This is a genomic window from Mesorhizobium sp. M4A.F.Ca.ET.020.02.1.1, assembly GCF_004022645.1.
GTDB lineage: Bacteria > Pseudomonadota > Alphaproteobacteria > Rhizobiales > Rhizobiaceae > Mesorhizobium.
Window position 1 is genome coordinate 1 of sequence record NZ_RZOI01000528.1, and the last position, 4,392, is coordinate 4,392.

General features: G+C 62.0%; 5 protein-coding genes. 2 read left to right on the forward strand and 3 right to left on the reverse strand.

The window, feature by feature from the left end; all coding sequences use genetic code 11:
- A partial coding sequence (locus EN742_RS25850; protein WP_128333433.1) for a methylenetetrahydrofolate reductase occupies nucleotides 1–650 on the forward strand: 650 nt, incomplete at its 5' end.
- 497 nt (nucleotides 651–1,147) lie between these two features.
- Here EN742_RS25850 and EN742_RS25855 read toward each other — a convergent pair.
- Nucleotides 1,148–2,068, reverse strand: a complete 921-nt coding sequence (locus EN742_RS25855; RefSeq protein WP_127405429.1) for a DMT family transporter — start codon at nucleotides 2,066–2,068, stop codon at nucleotides 1,148–1,150.
- Nucleotides 2,069–2,287: 219 nt separating this feature from the next.
- Between EN742_RS25855 and EN742_RS25860 the strand changes: the two genes are divergently transcribed.
- Nucleotides 2,288–3,508 (forward strand): alanine racemase, encoded by a 1,221-nt coding sequence (locus EN742_RS25860; protein ID WP_127405428.1) that lies wholly within the window; start codon nucleotides 2,288–2,290, stop codon nucleotides 3,506–3,508.
- Nucleotides 3,509–3,525: 17 nt separating this feature from the next.
- Here the strand turns inward: EN742_RS25860 and EN742_RS25865 are convergent, their stop codons facing one another.
- Nucleotides 3,526–3,909 (reverse strand): hypothetical protein, encoded by a 384-nt coding sequence (locus EN742_RS25865; protein ID WP_127405427.1) that lies wholly within the window; start codon nucleotides 3,907–3,909, stop codon nucleotides 3,526–3,528.
- A gap of 30 nt (nucleotides 3,910–3,939) precedes the next feature.
- The coding region (locus EN742_RS25870) for a peptidoglycan-binding protein (RefSeq protein WP_189375596.1) at nucleotides 3,940–4,392 on the reverse strand (453 nt) is incomplete at its 5' end.

Consider the following 4,392-nt stretch of genomic DNA (forward strand, 5'->3'; position numbering starts at 1 on the left):
ATCAGGTCGACGCCGTGGTGCGCGAATTCGCCGACATGGGCGTCACCCGCTTCGTCGCGCTCCGCGGCGATCCGGCCGCTGGCGTCGGCACCGCCTACAGGCCGCATCCGGACGGCTATGCCAATGGCGCGGAGCTGGTCGGCGCGATGAAGAGCGCCGGCGATTTCGACATCTCGGTCTCCGCCTACCCGGAAAAGCATCCGGAAAGCCCCGACTTCGCCACCGACTTCGACATGCTGAAGCGCAAGGCCGACAATGGCGCGACCCGCGCCATCACCCAGTTCTTCTTCGACAACGATCTCTACGAGCGCTATGTCGAGCGGGCGCGGCGGGCAGGCATCTATATTCCGATCGTGCCGGGCATCCTGCCGGTGCACAATTTCACCCAGGTCGCCAATTTCTCGGCGCGCTGCGGCGCGCTGGTGCCGGCGTGGCTGGCCGAACGCTTCGAGGGATTGCAGAACGACCCGCAGACGCATGCGCTGGTGGCCTCCGCCGTGGCGGCCGAGCAGGTGCTGGACCTGGTCGAACGCGGCGTCAGCGACTTCCATTTCTACACAATGAACCGCGCCGACCTGGTCTTTGCCATCTGCCACATGATCGGCATCCGCTCGCATGAAGCGGAAGCGGCGGGCTCGGCCGCGGCCTGAGCTGTCGTCGTGACATGAAATGCAAAAGGCCGGGTGAAACCCGGCCTTTCGAAATGAATTGACTGTCAGCTGCTGTTTTCTTCCGCTCTGGCGGTTACGGAAGAACGCCTATGATTAGGGCGCCGATGAATGCAAACGCTGCACAAATCATCAATGCGTTGATTGGCCTCGTCAGTCCCATGTCATAGCCTCCTCTTAAGAGCTATGGCAGGAGTCTAGGGTCATTTGTGCCACAGGCAAGCGGAAAATGTGCTGCAATGCGACGTGATTGTGGAATTTGCGACCTAGCTTTTGCCGTTAGGCATTGAAACTCTTCGGCAAAAGTCGGCTTAGGGCTTGTGAATAAATTGTGGCGGGGCTGCGGCGGAAGCTGGGCATGGCAGCGCTACCAGGGTTGACTCGGACGGCCTTGCCGCATCGACATCCGATTTGAAATGCGCGATGCGGAAGTCAATCAAAGGATCTAGATCGGCCTTGCGTCCGGCGAACAACGAGCGTCAGCGTTGGCCGAACAAGCGCCCATCGATGGTGACGAGGCCCAGCCCGATCAATGCCATGCCGCCCATTTCGAACAGCTCGAGCCGCTCTCCCAGGAACAGGAAACCGAGCAGCATGGCGCTAACCGGTACGATGAGCGTGACCAGCGAGGCGTTGGTGGCGCCGGCCGAGGCGACAAGGTTGAAATAGAGAATGTAGGCGAAGGCGGTGGAGAGCAGCGCCAGCCCCAGCACCGCCGCCCAGACAGGTGGCGAGGCCGCAAACAAACCGGCAGGACCATGGGCGAGGAGCACGACCGGGATCATGATGATGGTCGAGGCGGTCAATTGTCCGGTGGCGATGACCGGCGAGGGCAGGCCCTTGAAGCGGCGGGCGATCATCAGCGCGATGGCGTAGGACAGCGAGGCGCCGATCAGCGCGAATTTCGCCCAGACCGGACCGCCGAGCCCGGCAAGCAGGCCGGGACCGATCATCACCGCCGTGCCGGCGATGCCGAGCGCAATGCCGGCAAGCTTGTTCCAGGACAGTTTCTCGTCAGATGTCAGCGCATTGGCGAGGACCAGGGTCCAGAACGGCGTGGTGGCGTTGAGCACCGAGGCGATACCGGCGCCAAGTTCTGTCTGGCCGGCGAAGATCAGCGGGAAAGGGACGACATTGTTGGCAAGCGCCAGCAGGAATAACAGGCCTGCGTGCGGGAGGGCGAGGCGGAAGGAAGGGCCGCGCACCGCCAGATAGAGCTGGAGCGCTGCCGCCGCGATGGCGACACGAAACAGCACCAGCACCAGGGGCGAAAGTTCCGAGACGGCGATGCGGGCGAAGAAGAACGACCCGCCCCAGATCGCGCCGAGCAAAAGCAGCTGTCCCCAATCGGCAAGCGTCATCGGGCCGCGAGCCGTGGCGGTGGCTGCTGCTGTTGCCATATGCTTGCCCTCCCGGACCGTCGGAATGCCAATCCTGTCGAATGTCCTGTTCAAGCCATATGCGGTTCCGAAGCAAGCGCCACCCGAAACCTGGCGGCTGGCCTAGCTCTTCCCACAACCGGCTTAGCTCAGCAGCCGTAACAGGCCGAGACACAGAATTGTTTTCTTTGGCCGCTAGCTTGGATTAATTGTGCGCAGCCTAGTTTGAGGGATTCGTCCATGCAGCGATTCGAGAATGCCCGCGAGGCGGCGCTGGCGCTTCGTCCGGACGATCCGGTCTATTGTTTTCGCCCGCAGGTGCTGAGGGCCGACGCCCTGCAGTTCATGGGCATGTTTCCCGGCAAGACGGCCTATGCGGTCAAGACCAATGGCGAGCAGATCGTGCTGAAGGCGCTGGCCGAGGCTGGCGTCACCGCTTTCGACGTCGCTTCGCCCGGCGAGTTCGCCGCCGTGCGCGCCGTCTCCCCCGATGCCGAGATGCTCTACATGCATCCGATCAAAGCGCAGTCCGACATCAAGCTGGCGCTGGAGAAATACGGCATCCGCGTCATCTCGCTCGACCATGAGGACGAGATCACCAAGCTGACCAGGGTGGTGCGGGCGCTCGACATCGATCCTGGCGCCATCACTGTCTTTGTGCGCATCCAGACAAAGGGATCGGCCGCCTACGAACTGTCGAAGAAGTTCGGCGCCGGGCCGGCCAATGCGGTGGAACTCGCCGAGCGGCTCAACCGCACCGGCTACAAGGTCGGGCTCTGCTTCCATGTCGGCAGCCAGATCGAGGACCCGGACACCTATGAGCGGGCGCTGGCCTCGGCAGACTGGGTGCGCAACCGACTGACCTTCGACATTGCCGGGCTCGATGTAGGTGGCGGCTTTCCGGCCGAGTATGGCCATGATCCCAACCGCAAGCAGGTCGAAATGCCATCGCTCGGCCAGATCATGTCGCGGCTGTCGGGCGACATCAAGGAATACCAGTTCGACCAGGTGCCGCTGGTGGCGGAGCCCGGACGGGTGATCGTTGCGCGCTGCCTGTCGCTGATCGTGCGCGTGCTCTTGCGCAAGGGCAAGCGGCTCTACATCAATGACGGTATCTGGGCATCGTTGTCGGATTCATGGACGGGCAAGATCACGCTGCCGGCGCGCTTCATCCCGGATCCGGCGATCCGTTCGCGCAACGGCGAAGAGAAGAACATCGTGCCGTTCAAGGTCTGCGGCGCGACCTGCGATTCCGTCGACATCCTGTCCAGACCATTCTGGCTGCCGGAAACGGTCGACACCGGCGACTGGATCGAGATCGGCCATATCGGGGCTTACTCATTGTCGCTGCGGACCCGCTTCAACGGCTTCTTCCCCGACACTTTCGTCGAGGTGACGACACCGTTCGACGAGGGCGATGCGCCGCAGGGTTTCGCGAGTTTGGAGACGATGGCGGATTGAAATCCGTTGGAGATGGCCTACCAGCCGATCATTCTTACGAAATTGTCAAATTTCTCGATGCCCAGTGGCGCAGGATAGCGTCTGCTGAATTCGGCCGCCTTGAAGGGCTTTGAAAAGTAGGTGAACTCCCACTCACGACGGTCGGGGAGATAGTCAACGCGCAGGTTTTCGCGGTTGAATTCAATGGGATTGTTCACGCTGATGACCAACGTGTGCATCGAAGTGAAGGCGTGGAATCTGCCCTCCGCATAGGCAGAACGGATGTGGCGAATGAGATTGACCAAAGGCTTTTGATCGAACGATTCTTGGATAAGTGAAGCGTAGAATGCCTCGATGTCAGCCCACGGTTTCGGAGACGCGGTAATCGGCGTGTAGCCGTTCTTTGGGTCGAAGCCGCTCATACATTGCTTTCAACGTGCTCGCGCCAACGACTACAGCCTCGCCAAAAGCTCCGGCGTGGGCCAACCGTCCACCGGGAGGCCAAGCCGCATCTGTTCCTTGCGGATTGCCTCGCGGGTGTTGGTGCCGAGGATGCCGTCGACTGTGCCGACATCGTAGCCTTTGGCTTCGAGCTTCGTCTGCAGCGCCTTCATCTGATCGCCGCTGAGGCCGGGTTCGGGATCGCGTGGATCGAGTTGTGGGGCGCCCGCCAGCCGGGCGGCAAGGTTGGCCGCGGTCAGCGCGTAGGTGAATGACTGGTTCCATTCGAGATAGACGTCGAAATTGTCGGAGGTGAGGAAGGCCGGTCCCTTGCGGCCCATCGGCAGCGCGAGTCCGGCCTTGAGGCCGTTGTCGATGAGCGGCGTGCCGTCCGGGTTGGTGACGCCCCAGGCGGCCCATTGCGGCAAAGGCAGCTTGTTGGTGCGGCCGGTCTGGTCCCAGGG